This window comes from Lacinutrix sp. MEBiC02595, assembly GCF_053601555.1.
The window spans coordinates 98,671-124,810 of record NZ_JBSHNU010000246.1; the positions used below are offsets into that span (position 1 = coordinate 98,671).

Annotated in this window: 26 protein-coding genes and 1 other RNA gene; 4 read left to right on the forward strand and 23 right to left on the reverse strand. The window is 32.1% G+C overall.

Annotation, left to right across the window (positions count from 1 at the left end; genetic code table 11):
* The first annotated feature begins 11 nt into the window (after window positions 1-11).
* On the forward strand, window positions 12-1,505 hold the full coding sequence (locus tag ACVCZW_RS17795) for a carboxypeptidase-like regulatory domain-containing protein (protein ID WP_452233072.1): 1,494 nt from the start codon (window positions 12-14) through the stop codon (window positions 1,503-1,505).
* Between the two features lie 121 nt (window positions 1,506-1,626).
* Here the strand turns inward: ACVCZW_RS17795 and ACVCZW_RS17800 are convergent, their stop codons facing one another.
* The 13 genes from ACVCZW_RS17800 to ACVCZW_RS17860 form a co-directional block, all read right to left on the reverse strand.
* Window positions 1,627-2,076 carry a hypothetical protein gene (locus ACVCZW_RS17800; RefSeq protein WP_452233073.1) on the reverse strand — a complete coding sequence of 150 codons (450 nt, stop codon included), beginning with the start codon at window positions 2,074-2,076 and terminating at the stop codon, window positions 1,627-1,629.
* Window positions 2,067-3,215, reverse strand: coding sequence for a beta-ketoacyl-[acyl-carrier-protein] synthase family protein (locus ACVCZW_RS17805; RefSeq protein WP_452233074.1), 1,149 nt, complete (start codon window positions 3,213-3,215; stop codon window positions 2,067-2,069). The genes ACVCZW_RS17800 and ACVCZW_RS17805 overlap by 10 nt, the downstream gene beginning before the upstream one ends.
* Window positions 3,202-3,438: an acyl carrier protein gene (locus ACVCZW_RS17810; protein WP_452230139.1), complete on the reverse strand. Its 237-nt coding sequence runs from the start codon at window positions 3,436-3,438 to the stop codon at window positions 3,202-3,204. Before ACVCZW_RS17810 ends, ACVCZW_RS17805 begins: the two co-directional genes overlap by 14 nt.
* The gene (locus ACVCZW_RS17815; protein WP_452233075.1) at window positions 3,435-4,379 is read right to left on the reverse strand and encodes a C25 family cysteine peptidase; all 945 of its coding nucleotides are present in this window, start codon (window positions 4,377-4,379) and stop codon (window positions 3,435-3,437) included. Before ACVCZW_RS17815 ends, ACVCZW_RS17810 begins: the two co-directional genes overlap by 4 nt.
* Window positions 4,360-7,413: a phage tail protein gene (locus tag ACVCZW_RS17820; protein WP_452233076.1), complete on the reverse strand. Its 3,054-nt coding sequence runs from the start codon at window positions 7,411-7,413 to the stop codon at window positions 4,360-4,362. The genes ACVCZW_RS17815 and ACVCZW_RS17820 overlap by 20 nt, the downstream gene beginning before the upstream one ends.
* Window positions 7,414-8,050: 637 nt before the next feature.
* The gene (locus tag ACVCZW_RS17825) at window positions 8,051-8,194 is read right to left on the reverse strand and encodes a hypothetical protein (RefSeq protein ID WP_452233077.1); all 144 of its coding nucleotides are present in this window, start codon (window positions 8,192-8,194) and stop codon (window positions 8,051-8,053) included.
* Window positions 8,195-8,320: 126 nt separating this feature from the next.
* Window positions 8,321-8,827: a 1-acyl-sn-glycerol-3-phosphate acyltransferase gene (locus ACVCZW_RS17830; RefSeq protein WP_452230142.1), complete on the reverse strand. Its 507-nt coding sequence runs from the start codon at window positions 8,825-8,827 to the stop codon at window positions 8,321-8,323.
* Between the two features lie 45 nt (window positions 8,828-8,872).
* On the reverse strand, window positions 8,873-9,955 hold the full coding sequence (locus ACVCZW_RS17835; protein WP_452230143.1) for an iron-containing alcohol dehydrogenase family protein: 1,083 nt from the start codon (window positions 9,953-9,955) through the stop codon (window positions 8,873-8,875).
* A 46-nt stretch (window positions 9,956-10,001) separates the two neighbouring features.
* Window positions 10,002-10,619 carry a CatA-like O-acetyltransferase gene (locus ACVCZW_RS17840; RefSeq protein WP_452233078.1) on the reverse strand — a complete coding sequence of 206 codons (618 nt, stop codon included), beginning with the start codon at window positions 10,617-10,619 and terminating at the stop codon, window positions 10,002-10,004.
* Window positions 10,620-10,623: 4 nt separating this feature from the next.
* Window positions 10,624-11,325, reverse strand: a complete 702-nt coding sequence (locus ACVCZW_RS17845; RefSeq protein WP_452230145.1) for an HAD family hydrolase — start codon at window positions 11,323-11,325, stop codon at window positions 10,624-10,626.
* A gap of 70 nt (window positions 11,326-11,395) precedes the next feature.
* On the reverse strand, window positions 11,396-12,124 hold the full coding sequence (gene kdsB / locus ACVCZW_RS17850) for a 3-deoxy-manno-octulosonate cytidylyltransferase (protein WP_452230146.1): 729 nt from the start codon (window positions 12,122-12,124) through the stop codon (window positions 11,396-11,398).
* Window positions 12,125-12,169: 45 nt separating this feature from the next.
* A complete protein-coding gene (locus tag ACVCZW_RS17855; RefSeq protein WP_452233079.1) occupies window positions 12,170-12,736 on the reverse strand; it encodes a DUF4126 domain-containing protein in 567 nt (188 codons plus the stop codon).
* A gap of 146 nt (window positions 12,737-12,882) precedes the next feature.
* Window positions 12,883-14,334, reverse strand: a complete 1,452-nt coding sequence (locus ACVCZW_RS17860) for an ATP-dependent DNA helicase (protein ID WP_452230148.1) — start codon at window positions 14,332-14,334, stop codon at window positions 12,883-12,885.
* A gap of 125 nt (window positions 14,335-14,459) precedes the next feature.
* Here ACVCZW_RS17860 and ACVCZW_RS17865 point away from each other — a divergent pair, with 125 nt between their 5' ends.
* The 3 genes from ACVCZW_RS17865 to rsmD are packed head-to-tail and all read left to right on the forward strand — an operon-like array spanning window position 14,460 to window position 16,535.
* A complete protein-coding gene (locus ACVCZW_RS17865) occupies window positions 14,460-15,188 on the forward strand; it encodes a hypothetical protein (RefSeq protein ID WP_452230149.1) in 729 nt (242 codons plus the stop codon).
* Entirely contained in the window at window positions 15,172-15,996 is an 825-nt protein-coding gene (locus ACVCZW_RS17870; RefSeq protein ID WP_452230150.1) for a DUF3822 family protein, read from the forward strand. The genes ACVCZW_RS17865 and ACVCZW_RS17870 overlap by 17 nt, the downstream gene beginning before the upstream one ends.
* On the forward strand, window positions 15,987-16,535 hold the full coding sequence (gene rsmD / locus ACVCZW_RS17875) for a 16S rRNA (guanine(966)-N(2))-methyltransferase RsmD (protein WP_452230151.1): 549 nt from the start codon (window positions 15,987-15,989) through the stop codon (window positions 16,533-16,535). The genes ACVCZW_RS17870 and rsmD overlap by 10 nt, the downstream gene beginning before the upstream one ends.
* A gap of 340 nt (window positions 16,536-16,875) precedes the next feature.
* Here rsmD and rnpB read toward each other — a convergent pair.
* The 10 genes from rnpB to ACVCZW_RS17925 all read right to left on the reverse strand — a co-directional run bounded on the left by rnpB (window position 16,876) and on the right by ACVCZW_RS17925 (window position 26,122).
* An RNA gene (gene rnpB, locus ACVCZW_RS17880) (RNase P RNA component class A) lies at window positions 16,876-17,191 on the reverse strand.
* A gap of 867 nt (window positions 17,192-18,058) precedes the next feature.
* On the reverse strand, window positions 18,059-18,325 hold the full coding sequence (locus ACVCZW_RS17885; RefSeq protein ID WP_452233080.1) for a DUF4386 family protein: 267 nt from the start codon (window positions 18,323-18,325) through the stop codon (window positions 18,059-18,061).
* A 109-nt stretch (window positions 18,326-18,434) separates the two neighbouring features.
* Window positions 18,435-19,097 (reverse strand): CPBP family intramembrane glutamic endopeptidase, encoded by a 663-nt coding sequence (locus tag ACVCZW_RS17890; protein ID WP_452230154.1) that lies wholly within the window; start codon window positions 19,095-19,097, stop codon window positions 18,435-18,437.
* 91 nt (window positions 19,098-19,188) lie between these two features.
* Window positions 19,189-20,058, reverse strand: coding sequence for a LytR/AlgR family response regulator transcription factor (locus tag ACVCZW_RS17895; RefSeq protein ID WP_452230155.1), 870 nt, complete (start codon window positions 20,056-20,058; stop codon window positions 19,189-19,191).
* A gap of 92 nt (window positions 20,059-20,150) precedes the next feature.
* Window positions 20,151-20,618, reverse strand: coding sequence for a hypothetical protein (locus tag ACVCZW_RS17900; protein ID WP_452233081.1), 468 nt, complete (start codon window positions 20,616-20,618; stop codon window positions 20,151-20,153).
* Between the two features lie 323 nt (window positions 20,619-20,941).
* Window positions 20,942-21,919 carry a hypothetical protein gene (locus ACVCZW_RS17905; RefSeq protein ID WP_452233082.1) on the reverse strand — a complete coding sequence of 326 codons (978 nt, stop codon included), beginning with the start codon at window positions 21,917-21,919 and terminating at the stop codon, window positions 20,942-20,944.
* Between the two features lie 126 nt (window positions 21,920-22,045).
* On the reverse strand, window positions 22,046-23,194 hold the full coding sequence (locus ACVCZW_RS17910) for a hypothetical protein (protein ID WP_452233083.1): 1,149 nt from the start codon (window positions 23,192-23,194) through the stop codon (window positions 22,046-22,048).
* A 90-nt stretch (window positions 23,195-23,284) separates the two neighbouring features.
* The gene (locus tag ACVCZW_RS17915; RefSeq protein ID WP_452230159.1) at window positions 23,285-23,857 is read right to left on the reverse strand and encodes a Crp/Fnr family transcriptional regulator; all 573 of its coding nucleotides are present in this window, start codon (window positions 23,855-23,857) and stop codon (window positions 23,285-23,287) included.
* A 388-nt stretch (window positions 23,858-24,245) separates the two neighbouring features.
* Window positions 24,246-25,481 carry an ATP-binding cassette domain-containing protein gene (locus ACVCZW_RS17920; RefSeq protein ID WP_452233084.1) on the reverse strand — a complete coding sequence of 412 codons (1,236 nt, stop codon included), beginning with the start codon at window positions 25,479-25,481 and terminating at the stop codon, window positions 24,246-24,248.
* 146 nt (window positions 25,482-25,627) lie between these two features.
* Window positions 25,628-26,122 (reverse strand): PPC domain-containing DNA-binding protein, encoded by a 495-nt coding sequence (locus ACVCZW_RS17925; protein WP_452230161.1) that lies wholly within the window; start codon window positions 26,120-26,122, stop codon window positions 25,628-25,630.
* Between the last annotated feature and the right edge of the window lie 18 nt (window positions 26,123-26,140).

Below are 26,140 nucleotides of genomic sequence, written 5' to 3' on the forward strand. Positions count from 1 at the left end.
AAAGCAAGTCTATGAAATTTAAAAATATCCTTTTCTTTCTTTCACTTAGTATTTTCAGTTTTTATAATATACAAGGACAAACCGTTTCTGGAAAAGTTCTATCTTCTACCAACGAGGAAATCCCTTTTGCAACCATTCAAATTGGCGAACATTATGGCGTTATCTCTAATGAAGAAGGAAGTTTTTCTATTGACACCAAAGGGTTTGCAGCAACAGATTCCGTTAAAATTTCCTGTTTAGGTTTTGAAAAAAATGGATTGCTCCTTGAAAACTTCACTTCTAAAGCATATATATTAGAGGAAAAGATGAATGAACTTTCCGAAGTCTTTTTAAACCATACCGCACTATCTGCAGATTCTATACTATTTTATGTGAATGCTAACTTAAAAAGCAATTACAGATTAGACCGCAATGAATTTAAAGTTTTTAGCAGGAAAACAGATTATGTAATAGGTGATTTAGCAGATTTTGAAATTAAAAAATCTACTGGTTTTAAGAAAAAGCAACTGCAAGCATTCAATGATGATTTTGATAAATTAGAAACTTCTTTAGTAAATAATAAATCAAAACAATACACAGATTTTGTAGGCTCCCTAAAGATTTTGGATAAAGATAATGCCAAACTAGATGTAGAAAAAGCAATTAGCTTACGGGATGAAAAGAACGATCAATCGATGGAAAGTATAGCAGAACGCGGACAAAATATCGTTATGAAACATTTAGATAAAGACAAAATGTATACCGTTAAATCTGGTTTTTTTAAAATAACCGATTCTGCTACAGTAAATAAAGAAGAAATTAAGAAAAGACAAGATACCGTGAATACGCTTCGATATGCAAAAAACGAAACGTTTAACATGATAAAGAATAGTAGTTTTTCGAACCCGGATGCCAAATTAGATTTTGTTACCAACACTAGAAAGTACAAGTATTCTCTTAAAGATGTCACTTTTTTAGACAGCGAAATGGTTTATATTATAGAATTTAAACCTAAAAGATCTTCTGCTTTATATACAGGAACCATGTATGTTTCTAATGAAACCTTTGCTGTTATTCGAACCGATTATACCTTCTATGAAAATAGAATTGGAGACAAACTTAATTTAAGATTGTTATTTGGCGTAAAATACGTTGAAAAAAATCGAAGAGGAATTGTCGTGTATAAAAAAGATGCGGACAATTATTACTATCCTAATTATATAAATAACCAAGTAGATCGCTACTTTTATGTAAATCGACCAATTAAGTTTATTGAAAATGATAACTCCAGAAATAAAGTTTCTTTTAACTTTAAAATTGAAGGAACCTTTAAAGGAAAATCCGAGCTTTTAGTCATTTCAAGAGAAGATATGGAAGCTAGTAATTATAATGGTTATACCGAAAAAACGAGAATCGATTTTGAAGATTCTAAAACGTACGATGCATCTATCTGGGCAGAATATAATGTTCTAGAACCTTTAAATGATATGAAAAATTTTAAGGTAGCACCAGAAGAAACGAATTAAAAAAAGCTACTTGAATTTCTATTCAAGTAGCTTTTGTAAGTAGCTAGCTAATGTTTCTTTTTAGGGACGTATCGTTTACTTTATGTTTCACTAGTGTACTACATTTCTATATTTTCAAATATTATGCCAAAATAATACACCACTTAGCAATTACTGCAAGTAGTTCCTTTTCTACTTTTAATTCCCAATGCACACAAATGGCATTTTTTAAGGAATATTTTAATGCATCCATTTTAAAACTAGAAATCAATTGTGCTTCGTTAATGGTATTATCTATAATCGTATAGTTAGGTCCGGTGATAGAAAATCTTCTCGCAATATATCCAGAAGTTGCATTGGCGAGTGTCCAAGGAAAGATTCCAGGATTAGCAAAACGCGGACTATGTTCTAGAGCGTTTTCCCAAAAAGCAATAGAAGAAAAAGTTCCAGCATTAGACGATATAAAATATACAGCAGATTGATTTCCGTAGAACTCAAAATCCTGTTTTGCACAAATAGCATCTACAAATTGCGTTGCTAAATCTGCTTCCGATTCTCCTAGCGCTTCGTATGTGTTCCAATTTAATTCCATGATGAAAATAAGGTAATTGAATTCAGTCCTCCAAAAGCATAACCACAATTCAACACTTTATTTACTGTGGTTAAAACGGGTTTCTTCGGAATAAGAATATCAAATTCGGCATGGTTATAATTTAAGGTATGTGGAATGGTTTGATGCTGCATGGAAAGTACAGAAACGATGGCTTCAATAGCTGTAGAAGCACCCAAAGTATGTCCGATTTTAGGTTTAATACTAGAAACATACGGTTTATGAGTACCAAATACTTTTGCAATTGCATGCGCTTCCGATTGATCGGAAAGTTTGGTTCCTGTTCCATGAGCAGAAATCCAATCTATTTCCGAAGGCTTCAAATTATTTGTTTTTAAAAGTTGCTGAAAACAATCTATAATTCCGGAAGAATCCGGTTTTGGTGCTGTAGGATGATAGGCATCACAAGACAAAGCACAATCCTCTAAAACAGCAAGAACATTCGCGTTTCTTTTTGTCGCATTTTCTACTTTTTCCAAAACTAGAAAACCTGCTCCTTCGCCTAAAATCATGCCATCTCGATGGATATCAAAAGGTTTACAAACTCCGGAAGGGCTCATCGCTCTGCTCCTACTAAAACCAGTCATTGCTATTTTTGAAAAAGGATCTACGCCACCGACTATTGCAATAGAAACTTCTTCTTTTTGCAACGCATCCATTCCTGCTTTAAGCGCATAATTCCCTGCCGCACAAGCGGTAGCAAAACATTGAAAATTAGTGATTTCTGGATACTTTTTCATCAAACGTTTACAAATTCCGAAACCTGTATATGCTTCCGGATTAAGCGTTGTATTTTTTTCTGCTATAGCTTCAAAAGCAGCGCTTTCTCCCATAGTCGTTCCTAAAAACAAGCCCCAATTTTCGGTGTTGGAACAATTCGCTTGCTTTACGGCTTGCTCTATTGCTGAAATAGAAAAATGAAATCCTCTTTGCAAAGGATCACATTCCATATTTCCTACACGACTAGCATGTGTATATTTAAAATCTAAGTTCTTTAAATCTTCCCAGTTTTTAATGCCGCAGGAATCGTTAATTAAAGCTTTCCAAAAATCGGTTATATTATTTCCTAAGGAACAAATAACACCTAATCCGGAAACCGCTATTTTGTTAGTGATGGACATTATGAATGTATTCTGCCATTAAATTTACCGTAGCAATTTGCGACCAATCTGTATCTGGAATTTCAATTCTGTATTCCTGTTCTATTCTGGCAACAAATTCTGCCATATCTAAAGAATCTACACCCAATTCTTCTTTAAAGTTAGAATCATTAGAATCGACTTCTAACTTAGGTTTCACATCTCTAAAATGAGATAGAATCGTATTTATTATTATATTTTTCATGGATATGTTTTAATATTATTAGCGAATAATGTGGTTTTATTAGAAGAATAAATTGGTGCTAACGGATCGCCAATTAACCGATAGTGTGTATACGACGAAAGATTTTTTGGTGTTGCTTGTATAATTAATTCAGCAATAGTACTTGCCCCACTTAATAAAGCTTTTGTAATACCAATAGACCATCTGGTATTATCTGTGTGTAAAGTACGATCTACTGCTCCAAAGCTTACTGCTGTTTTTCCATCTAAAACCAATTGCTCACAAAAAGAGATTTCTGTGTTTTTCCTACTTGCTGTTTTACAACATAGCGATAGTAATGCACCAATAGGTTTTGAATTTTTATTTTCAAAATGATGCGAACGCAAACCATAATAACCAACCCAACCAATTGGTCTTCCATGACCAAAATAAGTTGCTAAACCCAATCCGCTTTCCAGACCTTCAATCATACTTTCTCTAAAGAGCAAATCACTACTCCATTTATATGGTAATAAATTTGGTGTTTCTAAAATAGTAGCCATTCGATCTACAATTCTTACAAATCTAGGATGTTTTTGTGAAAGTAATGCGATAGCACATTGTTCTTGTTTTCTACCATGCACTTCATGAATCGTTTTAGAAAATGTGAATAGATCCTTACTATTTCTAATGGGTAACCAAGCAATCGGTATTTTTTTGTTTTCCATCGTTTTAATAAATGGAAACTTTAATGCATTTTTTGGAAAACATGTAGCATCACCTATTAATAATACGGCATCTTCTGTTTGCACTTGACTTTGCATTTCCTTATAACTTGGTCTGGTGTCGTAATCTATTACATGCACCTCTATATCATGCTTAATGTATGTGTTTTTAAGCAACGTAAAACTTTCTTCCGATTTAGAACCAGAAGAAAATTGTGGTTTTACAATTAAAATGGTTTTATGCTGCTTTAACTTCATCTACAAAAGGTTGAAATCTATTAATAGCATCTCCTGTTTGTCCTAATAACCGTGCTCTAACAAAGAATTGCATTAAAACTTGACCTTGTTGCTCTTCATTAAAATCGGTAAAAGAATTGGTGTTTTCTAAAACAGTTTCTCCTCCTTCTCCAGTCCAAAATCCTTGAGAAACATTATTCATATTTATTGTTGGAGGTGATCCTACTGGTGTATAAAAAGCGTTTGGAATATTGATACCAATATCCGCATCCTCTTCATTATATCCATAGTTATAACCACCACCTAATACTTGCGCCGCAATAGCATGTGCTAAATACACAGGACCCGTATTTTGGTTTTGCCAAACGTGTGTCAATTCGTGAATTAAAGTACCACGACTAAAATCATCATCTACATCAAAATTTATTAAGTTACCCGTTACAAATGCGCGTGAATCTTGGTTTCTAGTAACAAAATCTTGAACCCCAAAAACAATATCATTTAACGGACCTTCTGTAGCAATAAAGATGTTATCCCAATCTATAGAATTTCCAAAAACAAAACGACCATCTGCTTCTTCTGCAGGCGTTAAACTTCTATAACTACCTAACATTTCAAAAAGTATTGAAATGGTAGCTCCTAGCATTCCGGCACTTACCTCAAAGGCTGCGGAAAGCATATCTTCAACAGATTCCCCTAATTCTCTAAGTGTTTGTGTTACTTCTTCTAAAAATTCTTCGCCTGTATCTAAAACGGATTGATAAATATCTTGAATAGAATTTCCTATATCTCTAGCTGCTGCAATAAAGAGATCGAGTGTTTGATCTGGATGTAACATAATTTCGGTTAATAAAGTAGCTAAAGCAATTCCTGCCGCCAAAGCACCAATAACAACTTCTCGCATGACTTCAAAGGTTTTATTAGCAACCCAAGCAATTAAACCAGCTATTGCGCTTGCTGCTCTTAATGCACCTTCCACAAACTTTCGAATACCTGGAATAAAATCATTTTCTAAATAATTAAGGACATAACCAATGGAGTTCCCTATTCGTTCTGTAGCTTCGCCTAAAAATTCTAAAGCAGCGTCTCCAACAGCGATTGCCCAATCTATCACTTCAGAAATTCTACTTCCAATATCTTCCACTAACTCTAAAAGTCTATCAAAAATAGCATCTGCTTGTTCTAAAGCCCAATCCATAACTTCTGTAATTGATTCTTTTACAAAACGAATTGCTAAAACGGCTTGTCTCCAAATTTCGGAAGCTAGATCTTCTCCTCTAGCAATTAGCCATTCAAATATATCTGCAACAGGACCTAAAGCTTGTAATACACCATTCACTATTTTTCTAAATACGAAATACGTTTCTTCCATTACAGATTCTAAAATATCTGCAATAGTAGCTCCTGCAGCAAGTGCAGCTTCAATAAATCTAGCAGCATTTCTGTATGTAAATTCTACCATTGCTTTTGTGAATTCGGCAATTTTTCTACCTATTTCTAGCATAGCTTTTATGGTCTCCTTTAATAAATCTACAGCTAAATCAAACACATCTTTTAGAAAGTTTACCATAGTTTTACCTAGCTCGAAAGCAGCCTCAACAATTTTTTTAATTGCAACAATACTTTTGTTTGCTATAGTGGCGATTAATTCGACTAAAGTTCGACCAGCAGCTAATAAACCATCTACTACTTTGGTTGCCAGTTCTTTTGTAGTTTGAATGACAAAGTCTGTAAACTCAACTAATGCGGTACCAATTGCTGCCGCTGCTCTAACAACATCTCTAACAAAATCTGCTGCTACATTTACTGTTTCTTGAATAATATCTGCTAAAGTATTTCCTAGTTCTCCAAAAGCTCTAACCACTTCATTCAATAAATCTCTAGGACGCGTAATTAATGTTACTAATATAGAGCCTATGGTTTCACCAATTTCTATCAGCGCTCTAACCACGTTTCTAACTAGTGCCACACTAGCCTGGAGTGCTTGTTCCAAAATATTACCGATTTTTTTACCAATGCTTATTAATGCTTCTATACCCGCTTTAATAAACTCGTATGTTTTTGTTGCTAACCAACTTAATAAATCTGCAAAAATTTCGCCAAGTTTATCTATGGCATCTATTACAGATGCGATTATTTCTTTTGCAAAGGCAAAAACATCTTCTAATATTTCAATAAATGATTTTCCGATAAGTTTTATTGCTTCTACAAACTTTTTTACTTGGTTGACAGCAAGTTCTGCTGCAGCTTTTAAGATTTCCCAAAGTTGTTTTCCAGCTTCCACTAATGCTCTTGCCAGACTGGCAACTTCTTCAACCACCCAATTAACAGCATCTGAAATAGCCTCTACCAAATCCTCAAAAAACTCTGTAAGACCATCTACAATGGTAGTGACAGCATCTGATATTGCATCTGCTACATCTTCAAAAAACTCGACAACGGCATCATCGGTTTCACCATCTGGAAAAACAGGTGTTTGTCCTTCTATCTTTCGCATTTGTGCTCCAGCATCTCGAAGCCAAAAAAGAACTTCTTTAACACCTTTTTCGTCTTTTTTGCCTTTGTTATCAAACACAAAATCTTGCATTATAGTTCTGCATTGTTGTCTTGGCAATTGACTCATGGCATGTACGACACCTCTTGCTTGGTTTGCATTGCGATAGCCTTTAATAACAGCACATCGCTCTTTTCTTTCCATTTGTGCAACCCCTTGAAAGAATTCTCTATTCTCTTTTGGGTCTTTAATGGTTTTTGCGTAGGATTCGGATAATTTAACCGCTTTATTTTCGCTTTCTTTAAATAGCATCCGTACTGCTGGAGCAAGTTCTACCGCTTTATACTTACATTTTTTAACGGCATCTGTTACCGATTTTTTACTTCTAAAGGAAGCAGATTCTAATGCGGTTAAAATGGCGTTTTTACCAGTTACGAACTTGGTTTTACTAAGGTTTTCTTTACGCATTTTAACTTTTTCTAATGCTGCTTTAGTAACCTTTTTTGAAACTGTCTTTTTTTTCGGAGCAGATTTTTCAGGTGTGGATTTTTTCTTTCCCATTGTTTATGGTTTTAAAAATTAATGCCACTAAAAGAGGTATTAGTAATTGTCAGTATGTGTATTTTAGGAAATACAGCTAAAAAAGTTAGGAAGAAAGCACAAATGTAATAAAACTTACGAACAATACAAATATAATATGCTGATAATCAATGAATTGATCACTTAAACATTGTTTAATGCGCTATAAATCAGCGGTTTAAAGTTATATTATTAAAGTGTAAATTGGAAAAACTAAACTACTGATAAACAGCTGTTTAATAAAAAAAGTTATTTAAATTATATAAATGAGTATGTATTACTTGACACCTGTTCCTTTTAATGGACCCCATGTATGCGTTACTTTAGGTTTCATTTCTAGTTTAAATACGATTCTTTACTACTTAAAATAAAGCCTTGGTGCCGGTTATCGGTTTTGTGTAAAGAAATTTGCGTTTTCAATCTATATTGAAAATTGAAGATGTTTTTTAGTGTAGCTATGTAATCCGGTATCCATAACAAGTTCATCTTTACTTATTGCTTCAGAAAAAAATTAGTCTATCAAGCTTACCATTCGACTCACTTTCTAGCTTTAATTTATTATTCCACGAGTTAATAGTAAAGAAGTTATTTTTCTACCATCTAGATACTTGATGATACTTTACAACGAAAATAATACTGCTTTCTTTTTTTTAAACAATGTTGTCCATAACCACATACTAGAAACGAATATAATACCGACGTATAAATCTGCTATCCATGGTCCTCCCATGTTTATTACTTGATTCGGCTTCTTTAATTCCATATTTATGGCTTCTTGTTTCCTGAAAAGACGCTACTTGAATATTAAAATTTTAATATATCATATGAAATTTAGTAGTGCTAAAAGCAGTTCCGTTTGGGGATCACGGCTTCAAAATTCACTTTAACGCTAAAAAGATTTATCGGATACTTTACCTTTTACACCTTTGAAGAAATTATGCATAAAGGCAAAATCTGCTTCCATATTATCTGTAGGATAAAAAGGTGCTGATATTTTGTTTTGTTTCTTTCCAAAATCGAAAGTAACCATTACTATTGGCACATTTGCCGCTTTTGCTATATGATAAAAACCTGTTTTCCATTCGGATACTTTATCTCTAGTACCTTCAGGAGCTAATGTTAATCGCAATTCGTCATTAGTTTCAAAAAGTTTAGCAATAGCTTCCACTTTATTCTGACCAGGAGTTCTATCTAATGACCTTCCTCCTACAGCTCGAAAATAATAACCAAAAGGGAATATGAATATTTCTTTTTTACCGAGAAAATTAATTTTTGTATTTGCAATTTTTCGGATTAATAATCCAATATAGAAATCATGCCAACTGGTATGCGGTACCGCTATTATCACGTACTTCTTCAACTCTTTAGGAAACTCACCTACGAGTTTCCATTTCATTATTTTAAAGTATATAAATTTGTATATAATTGTCAGCATAAAAAATTACATTTTTTGATATAAAGCTCTAAGCTTTTCTCTGGTAATTGTTTTTTTCCAGTTTTTACCTATAGCGTTTTCCCAAAGAGGTTCTAAACTTAAGGCAACATCTATCATGATATCAAACTCTTTATCACTTAAATCTGCACAAACACCTTGAGGAATGGTAATATTATGTTTTTCTCGCATTTCCTTATACATGGCAACACCTTCTGGATAATATTCTTCTAAATGTTCAAAAACGATACAATTACCAACACCATGTTTTACACCTAATAAATAGCCTAAACCATAACTCATAGCATGTGCTACACCTACTTGAGAGTATGCAATACTCATTCCACCATGCCAAGAAGCCATCATTAGTTTATCTGCAGCTTCTTCCTCACTTAGCGTATCTTCTAGAAAAATCTCTTTACAAAGCTCCAAAGCTTTTTCGCCATACGTTTGGCTAAATGCATTTAGGTACGTTCCTTTTAAAGATTCTATACAATGTACAAAACAGTCCATTCCGGTATAAAACCATTGGTCTTTTGGTACGTCTTTAGTTAATTCTGGGTCTAATAGCACTTGATCAAATGGTGTGTAATCACTATTAATTCCTAGTTTTCTAACAGGTCCCGTTAAAATAGTAGTTCTAGAAACTTCTGCTCCAGTTCCCGAAATGGTAGGAATACCAACATGATAAATTGCTGGATTTTTAATTAAATCCCAACCTTGATAATCTTTAGACTCCCCTTTATTAGTTAACATTAAAGCTACCGCTTTTGCTAAATCTAAAATGGTTCCTCCTCCAATTCCTATAATTCCAGATGGTCTTTCTTTATAGTCCAAAATTATTTGTTCTACCAATTCATCTACTTGTGAAGTTTTTGGTTCTTCTTCGGCAGAGATGTAAATTAATTTGTCATCATAAGACAAAGGAATTCTTGAGGTTAACCAAGTTTTACCTTTAAATACATCGTCTACTAAAAATATAAATGGTGCTTTAACGCCGTTTCGCTTAGGCGATAAAATGTCATTTAACTGATTAAAACTTCCACGTCCATAAACTATTCTGGACACCATTGGGTAATTTTTATAACTCATTTATTATAATTGTTTAACAAAAATAGAAATACTATTACTAAAATTCCTATTGATTTAAAAAATATTGAAACTTTTCGGAAAACAAACCAACATGGTAACCATCTACCAATGCATGATTAACCGCTATTGCTACATTCATGCTTAAGGCATTATTATCTTTATTTACTTTACTAAATGCTATTTTAGGAACAGAATCTTTTTCTCCAAAAAACGGTTCTTTATGTCCTGTAAAATTTAGCCAAGGCATTGCGGAACAATGAATACAATCTAATCCATTTCTTTCTGGAAATAAATTACTAGAGGATTCAATCCTTAATTTTTCTTCAACTAAATTATTTAAAAAAACAGCTAAATTTTCATCAAAATCTATAAAAGAAAATCCGAATGTTTTATCTTTTCTCATTATGGTAGCAGATGCATGAATAACATCATACACAACTACCTCTTCATTTATAATTCTATACTTTAAATTTTCTATACTATTCATGGCTTGCATGCAAGCGTGTACATATTTACCAAAAAAGCTAATGCCATTATCCTTAGAAAATTGATATGCTTTGGTAACATCAAACGGAATAGTAACGCCAAAATAAGGATCAAACATTTTATTAAAATGCTGAAATTGCTCTGCTCTATTCCATGTTTCTAAATTGATCTTTTTCAAATTGCTAAACTAGATTTAAAATTTCTTTTAAACTTTTCACGGTTCTATATGCTTTACCATTGGTTTCTTTTTCGGTTACTTGTTCATGTGCCCAAGTGGTATGAAACGGAATGTGAATAGCCTTTGCTTTGATATTTATTAATGGTAAAATATCGGACTTTAATGAGTTTCCAATCATTAAAAATTCGGACGGATTGATATCTAAATGCTTTAATAGTTTAGAATAATTTTCTTCTTTTTTATCACTTAACACTTCAATATGATGAAAATAATCTAGCAATCCTGATTTCTCTAATTTTCGTTCTTGATCTAATAAATCTCCTTTGGTGGCAACGATTAATTTATACTTTCCAGAGAGGCCTTTCAAGGTTTCTTCAACGCCATCCAAAAGTTCTACTGGCTCCTTAAGCATTTGTTTACCAATGTTTAAAATCTTTTCTATGGTTTTATTCGAAATGGTATAATTAGATAATTCTAAAGCCATTTCTACCATAGATAAAACAAAACCTTTCACTCCGTAACCATACAAAGGTAAATTCTTCATCTCCATTTTAAAAAGTTCTTGATCTACTTTATTAGCAGTTTCAAAACCACCTAAAAGTTTTGCAAACTCTAACTCTGCATCCCGAAAATACGTTTCGTTCACCCAAAGTGTATCATCTGCATCAAAGCCAATTACTTTTATATTTTGGTATTCTTTATTCAATTATTTTTTTGCTTTCGCGGAAGGCATTTCAAATACGATCCAGGTTACAACTACTAGTATTCTTTTGTAATTACTTCCAGAGCTTTTTTGCTCTTTCTAAATCTTCAGGCGTATCAATTTCAACACCTTCGACATCTGTTTCCACCATTTTAATACGTTTACCATATTCTAAATAACGAATACATTCAATTTTTTCTGAAGCCTCTAATGGTAACATTGGTAATCTGTAAAAATCTAATAATGCTTCCTTTCTAAACGCATAAACACCTTTATGTTTATAATACTTTGCGCCAACATCTGTTGCTCTAGGAAACGGAATTGGGCTTCGTGAAAAATACAAAGCAAAATTATTTTGATCTACGATTACTTTTACGGTATTCGAATTTTTAATTTCTTCTTCATCTGTAATATGCACCATTAAAGAAGCTAAATCGACTTGTTTCTCTTTATCTTCTTTAAAAACTTGGATTAGTTTTTTTAAGGAAGCGACTTCCGTAAACGGTTCGTCACCTTGCACATTTACAACAATATCTATATCTAGATTCTCTACCGCTTCGGCAATTCTATCGCTACCACATTCATGCTCCTTTATGCTCATGATTGCTTTACCTCCATGACTTGTAATTTCTTTAAAGATAATTTCGCTATCGGTTACCACAAAAACATCATCAAATAGATTGGTTGCTTTAGTCGCTTCGTAGGTACGAAGAATAACGGTTTTACCATTCAGATCTTGCATGAGCTTACCTGGAAAACGAGAAGCACTATAACGTGCAGGAATCATGGAAATTATTTTCATATATACTATTAATCTTATTACAAAAATATAACTTTTTAAATAGATTTAAGCCTTCCTAGATTTAAACTTTTTATAAACTCTAAAAATTATAAACAGCACAATAACAACAAGTATAAAGGCCAAAACGGGAATAAATACAGAGAGGATAGACATAATAATTGCTGTTCCTGTTTCTAAAGTTGAGATTACAGGATTTGCCAAACCAGCAGTTGTGGTTGTAGACGCTAATCTTGTAACACTGGAGGTTCCTGCTATTGCGGCAGCGGTTCCTCCACCTGCTATAATTGCTAAAGCCCAAGTTATAGCAGGACTTAAATCTGCAACCGTAGAAACCATAACTGCGGTTCCTGCAATTGCGGCTAAAGGTACTGCGATAGTATCTAACAGATTATCTACAAGCGGAATGTAATAGGCAAAAATCTCGACTATAGTTGCCACACCAAGTGTTATTACGGCTGTTAAACTACCAATCCAAAGCCAAGATTCATTCAATTCCCAAACATTAAAATGTGCCGCTAAACTTAGTGCGAATAATGGAACAAAGACCCTAAATCCAACAGATGCTGCAAGACCTACTCCTAAAAATATACTTAAAATAGCTTCTGTTCCCATCTATCCCTTTGTGGCATTTTAACTCTTAGTTAATATTTATTTATTTGAATCGTTGAAACTTCGATTTCCCAAAAGGAAGAAGTCTTATTTATATTACTATTACTAGAAAATATTTTATTCTAAAATCTACAATCTTTGGTCTTTAGTTATCTGTCATCTGTCTTCCAGCTTTCATCTTCTACAAAAAACTCCTCTTTAAAACCGATAAGATACAATTTTTCTTTAGCTCTTGTAACTGCGGTGTATAGCCAACGCAGATAATCTCTATTAATACCATCTGGTAAATATGGTTGCTCTACAAAAACAGTATTCCATTGTCCACCTTGTGATTTATGACAAGTAATTGCATACGAGAATTTTACTTGTAAGGCATTAAAATGTTTGTTTCCTTTAATTTTTAAAAACCGTTTATAGTTACTGGTTTCGTCGGCAAAATCTTTTTGTACTTCTTGGTATAATCGGTTGGAATCTTCATAAGCCAACGAAGGTGTTTCCGCAGAAATAGTATCTAAAAGTAAAACCGTTTCAAAAGGAATCATATTAGGATAATCTACCATACGTACTTTTACTTCCGCGAAGCGAAAACCATATAATTCTTGAATCGAGAATATTTCTAAAACTTCAATAATATCGCCATTTGCAATAAAACCAGCTTCGGTTGTTGGCTTAATCCAAAAATAATTATTTTTAACAACCATGAGATAATCCCCTGCAGAAAGTTCATTTTCATTAAATAAAATACGCTCTCTAATTTGTTGGTTATACATATTTGCGCGCTTGTTACTTCTAACAATAATGGCAGTTTCTTCGTTTCCTAAGTTGCTATAAGAATCGTTAATAGCGTCCATAATTTCATAACCATCCACCAAACGAACAATGTCTGTAAAGGTTTTTAAATCAAATTTAAAGGTTTCCGCGAAAGCACTAGATATGGCCTCACGCAAAATGGTAGCGTTTTCTAATATTCCAGAATCTTGTCCTTGACGTACTACTTCGTCTAATTCCATTCTAGTCACCTCTTTATTATAATTTAGACTCAATGTGTTTTCGTCTAAAGCGGGACTTAAATCTAATTTCACCGGTGGTAACTGTGCCGTATCCCCGATTAGTAATAATTTACATTGTTGCCCAGAATACACGTATTGCATTAAATCGTCCAGCAAGGATCCGTTTTCAAAAAGTTTAGAATCTCCAGGAGTATCTGGAATCATAGAAGCTTCATCTACGATGAAAATGGTATTTTTATGTTTATTTGGTTGCAAAACAAATTTCACGCCTCCACCTTTATCTTTTTTTGGAAAATAGATTTTTTTATGAATGGTAAATGCTACTTTTTTAGAATAATTAGAGATTACTTTTGCTGCCCGACCTGTTGGTGCCATTAGCACAGCACTTTTATTTGCTTTCCCTAAATGTGTCACAATAGTACCAATTATAGTAGTTTTACCGGTTCCCGCATACCCTTTTAGTAAATAAAGGGCATTTGGTCTTTCCGAAAAAATAAACTCAGAAAGTTGCAATAAAACAATATCTTGTTTTGGAGTCGGTTTAAACGGAAACTGCTGTTTTACAAGGGAATAAAATTGGGAAGCATTCATTAATTATGGCGGTCTAATAAAATTTCCTCAAATATAGTGATGATTTTTATGCACTTTGGTTTTAACGATTAAAAAAAAATTGTAGATTTGCGAAAGACCTTTATTAAAATTTAATTAATCATACTATGAAATTAATACTAATTGCGATTGCAGTAATTCTTGTAACTATTGGATTGGTTTGGCTTATAGATAAGTTTATTCCATCTAAGTTAAGACCAGTTTTAATGATAGCTCTTTGGGCTTTAATAGCCTTTTTAGGTTACCAAACTTTTAATTCTATCTATGAACCTATTAAATTTAATAAAGTAAAAGAAAAACGTTACGCTGCCGTAATTGAAAAAATGGTAGATGTTAGAGATGCACAGTTAGCACACAGACAAGTTATTGGTAATTTTGCTCCTAACTTTGAAAACTTAATCAAATTTATAGATACTGCAAAGTTTACTATTACACAACGAAGAATAGAAACGGTTATAGATGTGGAAAGAACAAAAGCTTTTGGTGGTGTTGAAACCATGAAAGATATTACTGTTATTGATACATTAGGTTATGTTTCTGTAAAAGATTCGTTATTTAAAAAATCAGATAGATATAAAACCATGATGAATATTAATGGTGCCAAAATTGAAATGAAAGCTGGTTTACTTGGTGAAGAAGGAGAAAATAAAATCCCAGTTTTTGAAGCAAAATTATTAAAGAACGTAATTTTAGCCGATCAAAACAAAGATTTATTAGCGCAAGAAAACGAAACAATTTCTGTAGATGGTGTTAATGGAGATGCGATTAGAGTTGGATCTTTAAATGAAATAAATACTAGTGGTAACTGGCCAAAAACTTATGGCGACAGCGAGTAATAAAACAAACATACTAATTAACCAAGAGTTGTCCATTCAAATAAGTTTGAATGGACTTTCTTTTTGTATACTTCAAAGAGATACAAATACCATTGGTTATTTAAAGCATTTTGAGGTTACTCAAAAACAAACCCCTTTTCAAGTATTAGACGCGTTAAAAAAAATATTTAAAAACACAGAAGCGCTACAAACCCCTTTTAGCACTATACACGTTATTTATATAAACGAACTGGCTACACTTGTACCAAAACCGCTATTCAACGAAAATGTCATTGCAGACTACTTAAAATTTAATTCTAAAATTCTGCAAACCGATTTTATTGCACATGATGCTATTGCAATAAATGATAGTGTAAATGTTTATGTACCTTACATGAATATTAATAATTATTTATACGAAAGGTTTGGCACCTTTGCATACAAGCATTTTTCTACGGTTTTAATAGAAGAAATTTTACAAACCGAAAAACATGCACTAGACCAAAAAATGTATGTGCATGTAAATAAAACCCATTTTGAAATTGTAGTAACCACAAAAGGAAATTTAACACTTTACAATACTTTTACGTATACTTCGAAAGAAGATTTTATATACTATATTCTCTTTACAGCAGAACAATTACAATTGAATCCGGAAACACTAACACTAGTACTTTTGGGTACTATTATTGAAAAGGATACATTGTACAACATGGTATATAAGTATATAAGACATATACAATTTGGGAAGCCAAACACGAATTACCTAGTAGCAGAAGAAACAAAACATTCTAATTATATTTTAAAGCATAGCTTTTCATGCGAATAATTTCAGGAACATACAAAGGCAGAAGAATAACTGCACCAAAAAAATTACCGATTAGACCAACCACAGACATGGCTAAGGAATCTCTATTCAATATCTTAAATAACCAATATTATTTTGATGATGTATCGGTATTAGATTTATTTAGCGGAAGCGGAAACATAAGCTATGAATTTGCCTCTAGAGGAACAAAAGACATTACCAGTGTAGATGCCCATTTTGGTTGTATTAAGTTTATAAACGAAACGGCGGAAGCTTTTAACATGGAAATACAAACTATAAAAAGTGATGTATTTACCTACTTAGCAAAAACAACTACAAAACATACTATTATTTTTGCAGATCCTCCTTATGATTTTCCTGTAGAAAAATTTTCTAAAATACCGGAACTAATTTTTCAAAACGGCTTATTAGAAGAAGAAGGTTTATTAATAATAGAACACTCTAAACATACCGATTTATCCAACTTGCAAAATTACTCGCATTCTAAAAGTTACGGTGGAAACATGTTTAGTTTTTTTGCACTGCCTAAGGCAGATTAGGCAAAATCTTACTCTTGTCAATAAAAAATATAAAAAACAAAGCCCCTTACTCACGTAAAGAGCTTGTTTAATGAAGTAAATTTATACGTCAAATTTTGTCTTTATTTTCTTACGTATAAATACTGAAAATCAACAATTTGCACTTCTTGTATTCATCTATTTACTATCTTGTACTAAGCAATTATTAAAAACAAGGAAAGCGGAACTAAGAATTATATTTGGTTTCTTTTTTTTACAAGGGTTTTTCACTAATAAATTAAAAAAATAAAGTAATTCCTTCCAAGGAATAGTTGATTTTATAGCAAAAAACAAAGCCCTTTACTCACGTAAAGGGCTTGTTTGATTAAGTAAATCTATAAGCCGAATTTTGTGCTTTTTCTAAAAGAAAAAGTCCTTATCATTTATCTACGTGCATTGTTACCAATACACTTTAGCTGCCTACCCTCTAACATCGCGCGTGTACGCTCAAACATTAGTTTACATGACATTGCACCACATAGAGTTTACCTGGTTTCACTACAGCATTACCTGTACATACTTTCTGTTGCACTTTTCCTAATCTCACGACTGGTGGCTGTTAACCACTATGTTACACTATGGTGTTCGGACTTTCCTCTAATTTAATAAATTAAAATAGCGATAAGGCGAATTACTTGCTGCAAAACTACAACAAACAATTTTATGTTTTTAATGGAAAAGTACTTTTATTTAAGAAGTTTGTCTGCTAATTAACTCCTTTATTAATTAATCAAAAGTTGGAAAGAAGTAAAGAAATGGATAAAAGAATGTCACAGCGCAATAAAGAAGTAATCCAAACACATAAAATCCAAATCTATATTTAAAAAACTTCACCTTACTACTATAATAATACAAATTAATAATTTCAATTAAAATACCACTTGAATAAAGAATATTAGCGAGGATAGCCCAAATTAAAATTCCCATTATTTCTATAATTCCAAAAAAGTAAGGAGATACTACAATTAAGGATAATACTCCAGATAGACCAACAGCAATATTAAAAATAATTCATTTTTTTTCCCACCAAAATATTGTTTCGTTCATAAGATTCCAGTCTATTTTTTTCATGTATTTTTCATTTTACTAGCGTTTTTTTTATTCCTATACCTGTTATAGAAGATTAGAAATTATAGATTTTAAGATTCCTAATACCACGGAAAAAACAATAATTATTACCGATAATTTATAGGTGTAATTTTCTTTTTTGTCTTTATAGGTTACGATATGCAAAAAGTAAGGTAAAAATATCAGTAAAAAAGGAGCTATAAAAATCCGACTTAAACTTTGGTCCACTCCTCGATATATTAAATAAAGCATTCCAAAAAGCAGAAGAGAAATAATAAATCCAAGAAGGAAGTCCTTATTTTTAATTTTATTTAGTCTCCAAAATTTGATTACTTTAATAAGTGAGTCGATAAAAACAGCTAAAATCAGACAAAAATATATTAATCCAGGTACCGTAAAATATAAGGGTAGAAATTTTATCATTAATATAGAAAAGATTAATTTTTAAATAAATTACGCACATTATTTTGGTGTTTTTCCCTTCCTCCTTTCATTAGAAGCCAAATTGCTAATCCGAGTTCACCAAGTGCCATTGGTAAAGCTAATACCATTTCTAATTTTGTTACCAATACGGAACTCCCATTACTCCACTTTAGAATAGATATCATACTATAAGATATGACAGTGAATAAAGCAAGATACGATAGTATTTTCGGAATTATTTGATGTAGCCTCATTAAAATTCCAATCAAAAATAGGTGCAATCCAAAAGCATTACTCCACTACTCCATATTAGTTGAAAGGATTTCAAATAAGCGCTTGGTCCAAAGACAAATGATAACTTCAAGTTGCAGGTGTAGTAACTTGGAATCGTTATGCCAAACCGAAGTAAATGCAAATTAAAGCAATGGTGTCAAAAAAACCATGTACAGCAACAATAAACCACAAATCGTATTTACGCAAATAGAATATCAGGGCTAAGAGTGCTCCGACAATCCCTGTAACAAGTTGTCCTGTAATTCCTTGTTGACTATGCATAAAACCAAAGAAACAAGCAAATAGGACAATATTAAGCACAATGCTGACTTTGCTTTCTCCAAAGAATTTTACAAACTGTCGCATAAAATAACCTCGAAAGATAATTTCTTCTCCAAACGCTGTAGCACTCCACACTAATAACAAAGCAATTAAACAGACTGGGAGATTTCCTCTCAATTGGTCAAAACTTGAATAATCTATGGGAGCTCCTGTGAGTTTTGTAATTCCGGGGACCAATGCAAAAACATAAAAAGCAAAGAGTCCTAGCGCAACTAATGGAGCAAGTACGAAGATGTTTTTGAATGTGAATTTTTCACGTTGAAATCCAAGTGCTGAAAATGGTTTTTCTTTGTATTCTATAAAATTCGCTATAATGATTAATATAGAAATAATGATATTTTCTATGTAACCAATACGTATTGGTCCAAACCATAAAAAACAGATGATTGTAAAAGTAATTAACGGAATTAATATTTGTCTTAAGGTAATTTTATTCATTGCTTTCTTATTTTAAATTCGAAGCGAAATAATGAACAAATTCTCTGAAAACCCTTTAATATACTTATGTTTTTACTGAGTGGTAGTTAATTTATAACTGAATAGTCGATAGTTTTGGTGTTTTTTTTTGAAACCAATCTATAAAAGCTTTTCGCTTGTAACGACTGATATTGATTTCAGCAATCGTATCGTTTACAGTAGAAACTTTTAATCGAATACGCAGCTTTCCATTTTCAATTTTTTCCATTTGGGCTACAGCATCTTTGTGAATGATAATTTGTCGATTGGCTCTAAAAAATAATTGATCGTTTACTTTTTCTTCGAGCTCGTTCAATGTAAAATCGGTGTTAATTGTTGTGCCATCCTTTTGAACAGCATACACAATTTTGTTTTCGCTGTAAAAGCACGCAATATTTTGATAGTTAAGCTTCGTTATTTTTGCGCCACTTTCAATTGTAATTTCAGCATCTTTTATGGATAACCTATATAAATTGTATATGTCTTGTGCATACCATAAACCTATGAGAATAAAACTCAATAATAAGGTAATTAGCAATCCAATTAATAAATAATAAAACTCTGACTGTCCGCCTGCAACTATATTAAAAATAATATTTACCGGAAAATACAAGATTGTAATATATCCTAGAGTAGAAGCCATAAACCATAGGATAGTGACAATTTCTACTTTTTTAGAGAAATACTTTTTCTTGTAAAATGTAAAATTAAGATGTGCTATGATTCCAAATAGAATACATAAAACAATAGACGACAGAAAACCTTCTATGGGGAATCTATACGACTCACTATCTGGAAAACTATCGCGTGTTGCTAAATGATTTACCATTAAAAAGAAAATTATTAATACCATTGCTTTCTGAAACCAACGCCATGCCGAACTACTAATCCATGTATGCCATACTGTTTTTACTATATTCTTAGCTGGTTGTGTATTACTCATGTATTAGAAACTCTTTTTTTTTATCAGAAGGTGTTTGAATTAGAATACTTTATGTTTTTTTTTTACCATTACTGCTTAAACTACGCATTATTTTATACGGTGTTCTGCAACGTTTTTATTCCGATTATATCAGTCAATTTATTTATTGCGTTTTTTGAAACAAATCTAAATCCTAATTCTAGAATAAACCTCATAACTAATAGTGTCATAACAAGGTGGAATACTAGTTCAAAGTCCGTTCGGAGTATTGCTGTAATTATTCCATAAATCGCAAACAGAACTATCGCAATAAAAATGATTTTAATAATTCTACCTGTCCGAATTTTTAACGTTCCTTTTCCGTTTTCTAATTTTCCATTTAGAACACAAAATTCTCCGATTATTTTTTTTGAAAGTTTTACTTCAAATTCATTCGTTTCAATTTTTCCAATGAATGATTGATTATTCCAACTAGTAACAAACTGTTCTTTCGATAATGTTTGATTTTTTAATTCCGAAAGCGCTAACGAACTATCTTTATTTAATTCGATAGAATAGTCTTTCTCGGGAAATATTTTCATTCCGTTTTGTGTTTTTTGACATCATTTGCCCTAAAGGTCTTGTGTATGATTATGTTTTGTTTTGGAGAACTAAAATAGCAAAAGAAAATGAGCCAGAAAAAGTTCTGAAAGAATTTTCCAAATAGGCGAGAACCCAGGAATTAAATATATATGGTGTTGGCCGTAGTTTCTATTCTTCGAATTATTATTTCTATTTGGCCTTTCTTTCAAATATACTTTTGTTTATGATTTTATTTTTATTTCTTTTAGAATTTAAAAAAATAATCCTTTCATTTTTTATGAAAGGATTATGATCGTAATTGTTTCATTATAATAATCTACTTCTATTGATTTAAATAGACTATTTCGTGTAGGCCATCTGTATGATACGTTTTTGTTTCACCATTTCTTGTTACAATCAACTCTTCTTTTGCAGTATATCTATAAGCATCTTCACCTTTAGCGATTTCAGATTTCTCTATCATTACAATCTTTTCTAGTTTAACATTTGCAATAAAACTAAAATCCCCTTTTGTTCCTTTTAATGTAAAATCTTTAGCAAAGGTATATCCCATTGTTTCTTCGGTCATAATCGCATTGATAATACCCTCAGTTTTACTTATATGGTTTGGACCATCAAATGGATCTGTAGGTGCCATTATTAAACTCTTTTCATCCGTAACTAATGCCACCGGGTTGGCAATTTTACCATCTAAACCTATCATCATTGAATAATCAATTGAGATATTTGGTGTATGGATTTTTCCCCAATACCAATTCTTAAACGCACCTGCTAAACTTTTCTCACCCCAGTTGTGGTCATGATAGCCAATACCCTTAACTTTAATAGCGTCTCCTCCTTTGTATAATTCTCCTTCTATTGGTCCAGAAGGAACAGCTACTGTCCATCCCATTGGAACCGGGTATCCTTCTGTTGTAAATGGGTGATTCTTTTTCTTTAATTTTAATTTAGCACCATACCCATCAATCATAGTATAAAGCTCATAATGATCGCCACAATCTTTACAATACTCTTCACCAAGTGTAACATCACACTTTTCATAACTAGTGGATACATCCTCCTCTTTGTATAATTTTATTTTGCTAATTTCTGGTTGCCCGTGCGGATATATATTTAATCTAACAGACGGTTGTCTTGGGTTTAATCGAGTATCGTTAAGAGAATACATAACTACAAAATGATCTCCATTGTCAAAATGTGCATCAAAGTACCACCAATCAAAAGATTCCTCTCTGTTTGTTACTGGAAAAGCAATATGTGTTGCGTCTGCTTTTGTGTAATTAATTTCTTTTTTTTCCATAATATCTAGCTTTTAAATGGTTGTTATAGCTTTATCTTGTTTAAGATATTAATTTTTAGATTTATTGTGTTAAGTTATTGAATAGAAGTAAAAGTCCTATGGTTTTTATACACGGTTTGCAGTCTATTATTTCCCAACAGGATTCCCAAAATACATTAATTCCCAAACTGCTTTATTACTGGTGTACTTCTCTATTAAATTACCTGATTTGTAAACTCTTATTTCTGATTTTCCAATAAACCTAAAGTATGCAGGATCCATACTTGTAAGCATTTTTGCAAGTCTATATTTAAGCCCATGACCAACTGATGCCGCAATTAAATCTACTTCAACAATAGTATTTTTTCTAAAAAGTGAATATTCATACCTGCATTCACTTTGAGGATCATCATAAATAAAAATTAAATCGTCACTTACCTCTTTTTTTAATGTTGGATGCTCTTTGCCATACGTTCTATATAGGGTTACTAATTCACCATCATCAACAACTGTTTCTCCATCCTTAGAAATATTAAAAGTAATTATATTGTCATTATTAAATTCTTTTTCAGATATCATTTCTGAAGCAATTACGGTATAAGGGCCAACTTCAGCTCTAGACCAATACCAATGGTTAAAAATTTCCATCATAGAGACATTTCCCCAATTATGATCGTGGTAGGCAGAACCAGCTGTTTTTGTTGTTACACCTTTGTAATCGTATTCCATTTCCATTTCACCTTGAGGTACAGGCACTACCCAATTGAATTCTTTGCTTTCGTCGGCACCAAATACCATATGTCCTGTTTTTGGTCTCCAGCTTTGCGTAGTTCTTTTTATAACGGCTGTTAAGTTTATATCTTCATTTTCTATATGAATTTTATATTCCTTTAAGTTTCCTACTACATAATTATTACCCATCTTAACATTGCACGAATCTTTTGAAGCAAAGAAATCTTCGGGGTCACAGTAAAATTTTTCTGATATTTTACTGCCGTCAGCTTTATCTATACTAACTGTTAAGTATGGATTAAAAGGTTTTTTTATGTCGGTCATAAACTTGGTGTAAAACGTCATTACAGCAGTACTTCCATCGTGCAAATGAGCATCAAAATACCACCATTCGTAACTTCCTTTATCTCCGGTTGTTCTCATTCCATCTTCCCATTTTTCAGGAATATTACCTTCTGTTAAGTTTCTTTTGTTATAGTCGTCACTAATTTTTGCTAATTTTTGACTGAATAAAAAAGTGGAAAAAAGAAGGGTTATAAGTGTAAGGCTAATTTTGATTTTCATATCCATTTGAATCAAGTTGTAATTTATAGTTCTTGTATACCACAAAAATAAATATTACTGATTCGAGTTTTATGAAACTAATTTCATGTTTTAACTAGTACGTTTTATTTTACTTAGCCATTGGGGCGTAACCCCCATAAATTCCGCTATATATTTAGATGGAACATTTTTAGTAATTGGATTGTGTTTTTCTAGAAGGTAGCTGTATAATTTATCTTTTGGTAGACCTATTAGTTTGGACTTTATTTGATTTATAAAAATGAGAGCTTCTATAATATGCGTATTACAAAATTTATCAAAAGCGTTATGTTTTGAACTCAATCTTTCTATTGTATTTCTATGAAATGCAATTACCTCAGAGTTTTTGAATGCTTTTATTTGGGTATCTGAAGGCTCTTTTGAAAAATAACTTTCTGGTTGCGTCATAAATGGATGATAATTATCAATGTGGAACGCAGTTGTTCTAAAATTTGATTTATTATCATCAAAATACTGACTTACAAATCCGCCTTTTATTACTATGTAGATATATTTACTATGTTCTCCTAGATTAAGAATATTTTCGTTTTTTTTGATTTCAATTTGTTTACCATTCAAATTTATCTCTTGAATTAAATCTTCTGATAGACCGTATTGAAGACCATGGTTTATAAGGTTTCTCATTTTTTTTTTAAAAATTATTACCAACGGTTAGTATATGGCAAGCATGGCAGTAGAAAGCGATAAACTTTCGAGTTACTCTGAGCCACATTTTTATATTTTGTTTTTAACTTATTCATCTTAAAAGCCAAATTAAAAATTTGGAGTGTTCGTATATAGGACTGAATTTTCGTAAACTCCTAATCGCCCTATTTGCTATATACAAATTGTTAGCAGTTTTTAGCGATAGTTTTATGTTCTAAAAAAGTTTTATCTGAGTAATTACAACTTTATTGAATTTAATCCATAGCTTTTTTATGTAATTTTTATTGAATTACGCTTGTCTCCTAGTTTTGAATGTGTAACTTTCTAAGTTAGCCATGTTATGAGGTTTAATTTAAAATGGCAGATGCTATTTCTGGATACCTACAGAACCATCTGGTGAGGGACAAAGCTGATAAGTAAAATCGGTTTGAATATTGGACTCCTGTCGATGGGAAACAAATAAAATACTTGTTTCACTTTCCTTTGCAATTTTATTTATTAAAGCAATAATCTGAGCTGCACCTTCATCATCTGCATGCATTAATGGTTCGTCTAAGATTAGCAAAGGCGGATGCTTAATCATAGCTCTTGCTATTAGTATCAATAGTTGAGTAGCTGATGATAATTTTAGAAAAGGGGTGCTTTTTTCTTTACTTAAATTTAGTACTTCCATCCACTTAGCTGCCGTGCTACTTTGTAAAGTAGAAGGGTTTTTGTACAAACCTATGCTGTCAAAAAATCCCGAAATAATCATTTGTTCTACGGTATGGTTTAGCTTAAATAATTCTAACATAGAAGGGCTAATATACCCAATTCGCTGTTTTATATCCCAAACACTTTCACCAGTGCCTTTTTTCTTACCAAAAAGATATACTTCCTGACCATAGCCCTTGGAGTTATTTCCATAAATCATGGATAACAGAGTGGTTTTACCAGCTCCATTCGGACCTATTAATTGCCAAAATTCGTTTTTTTTAATCGTCCAATTAATACTATTTAGAATGGGATGATCATTATAACTCACATGTATATCCTTCAGTTCAACTAACACCTCAGGAATCTCTTTATACGCGGTTATGGATGGCGGGATTTCTTTATCAAAAAGGAAAACACTCTTTTTAAAACGATATTCCTCCATAGGTATAACTGCTTTAAGGGCGTCTTTATTAAATTCAATTACATGTGTAATTATTGGTAATAAATCCTCCTGTCTATGGACAATAAATACGGTAGGTATTTTTTTAGATAAAGATATTAATTGCTTTTTTAACATGGATACAGAAGTAATATCTAAGCCTTCGTAAGGGTTTGATAGTACTATGAAATCCGGGTTTTGTTGAAGTAAAAAAGAAAGTAATGCCTTCCTTTGCTCACCGGTAGAAAATGTTCTAAGCCTTCTATCTTTTCCCGAAGTTAATTCAAAAATATCGTGTTTTTCTTCCGCTAAAATAAATTTTTCTAAAATAGAATTTGAAAACAAAACACCTGTTTTTCCTTTTAATCCTTGTATTTTATAGAATCCACTAAGTAACCGTGGTAACCAATTATCTTGTTGTGAAAGACTAGCGTGTTCAACGGTATAATGATTATGGGATTGGTTCATGTTTTTTTTCGAATTCAGGAGGTACTTTTGTTCGTCTAATATTCATTCCTGCATTACTATTAAATTTTAATTGAAGATGCATATTTCCAAAGGCTATGCATACAGTAATTTATCCATGTTTATTACCTGTCTTCTTTTCTATGCTTCTAAAACTTGTACAAGTTTAGACCAATATTTTCATCATAATAGCGATTAACGGTACCGTCAAAACTTTCTATAACAAATTCTGCAGCTCCATTAATTTTGGCTGTAAGCAAGTGTCCCGCTAAAGCCGTGTAATCATTACGACCAAGAGTTACATGCATATGTACGTAGTGCTTATCATTTTGTTGAGATATATTGCCTGTTAAGTTGGTGATTTCCATTTGTTCGGAAAAAGTTTTATCTACAAATTCTTTAGTAGCTGGATCAAAAAATCGTAAAGTAGCTTCATTTACAGCACCAAGACCTAAAATTGTTCCTGCTTTTATATCCTGTTCTTCAACAAACGCAGTTATTGCTTTTGTAATCTCATTATGGTTTTGAATACTTACAACGTACTTGTTACCAAACTGCTTGTAAGTGTACAGTTTAGAATTTGATTGTGCGTTTGCTAGAAAAGATACTGCAAGACACAGTACTATTAAAATGGAACGTTTCATTTTGTATACTATTTTAAA